Source organism: Pseudoalteromonas sp. HM-SA03, from assembly GCF_002289345.1.
Lineage (GTDB): Bacteria > Pseudomonadota > Gammaproteobacteria > Enterobacterales > Alteromonadaceae > Pseudoalteromonas.
On the sequence record NZ_NSDG01000068.1, the window covers coordinates 1 to 387 of the forward strand.

Annotated in this window: 2 protein-coding genes; both read right to left on the reverse strand. The window is 40.9% G+C overall.

The window, feature by feature from the left end; all coding sequences use genetic code 11:
- The coding region (locus CKO50_RS25150) for a T6SS immunity protein Tdi1 domain-containing protein (protein ID WP_368665265.1) at positions 1-227 on the reverse strand (227 nt) is incomplete at its 3' end.
- On the reverse strand, positions 178-387 hold a 210-nt coding region (locus CKO50_RS24720; RefSeq protein ID WP_303621308.1), incomplete at its 5' end, for a GAD-like domain-containing protein. The genes CKO50_RS25150 and CKO50_RS24720, both read right to left, overlap by 50 nt.

Sequence of the window (387 nt, forward strand, 5' to 3'; positions counted from 1 at the left end):
TTGACTTTTTTCTCGCCACCCATAAATAAAAATGGCGCAAAGCCGTACACTTCATCGGCATTGAGTGGGCCATGTTTTTTTAATGTCGCAGGAAAAAGAGGTTTCCCTTGGTTATTTTTAATATCAAGTCGTTCAGGGTCTTGAAGCGCTATAAAATCTTTTGCGGTTTGGTTAGCCTTACCAGCTGCAATATCTTGCTGGCTNCCCTTTTTTTGTTCGCATCCAATTAAGGTAGGGACTGATTTCTAGAGAATGTCCAGTTTTCTCCCCGTAGAGTTTTAAATTTCCCCATGCATTTCGCGCTATAACATAATAGATATCATCTTGCTCAAACGGGGTATCTTCTAAAAATCGGTCAAGGATGTCTTGATAATCCGCGGGGTTTGT